Origin of the sequence: Blautia sp. AM28-27 (genome assembly GCF_003480905.1) — a bacterium.
GTDB classification, from domain to species: Bacteria; Bacillota; Clostridia; order Lachnospirales; family Lachnospiraceae; genus Fusicatenibacter; species Fusicatenibacter saccharivorans.
The window spans coordinates 1-472 of sequence record NZ_QUJK01000045.1; the positions used below are offsets into that span (position 1 = coordinate 1).

At 44.1% G+C, this 472-nt stretch carries 1 protein-coding gene; it reads left to right on the forward strand.

Annotated features, from left to right (window positions below; genetic code table 11):
* Nucleotides 1–56: 56 nt before the first annotated feature.
* Nucleotides 57–472, forward strand: a 416-nt coding sequence (locus DW743_RS17855; protein WP_243106639.1) for an RNA-guided endonuclease TnpB family protein, incomplete at its 3' end; no start/stop codon positions are given.

Consider the following 472-nt stretch of genomic DNA (forward strand, 5'->3'; position numbering starts at 1 on the left):
AAACAGTATATCGAAAACCAGAAAACATCGCAGAGACAAAAGGATAAGATGGGCTAATGCAAAAAGGGATCAAATTCAGAATCTACCCGAACAGAGAACAGAAAAACTTCATCCGCCAGACGCTGGGATGCTGCCGGCTGATCTACAACCGGGGACTTGCCATGCGCAAGGAAAGCTATGAAGAAGGGAAGAAGATTGGATATACCCAGACTTCCGCCATGCTGACCGAACTGAAAAGACAGGAGGAGTTTGCTTTTTTGAAAGCAGCAGATTCCATTGCCTTACAGCAGTCTCTGCGGGATCTCGACCGGAGCTTTGTGAATTTCTTTCAAAAACGTGCTTCCTATCCAACCTTCAAGAGCAAACATAACCGGTTCCAGTCATACAGAACGGTCAATCAAAAAGATAATATCCGTATTGTGGGAAGATATATCAAACTTCCGAAACTTGGATTTGTCAAAATACGCCAGTC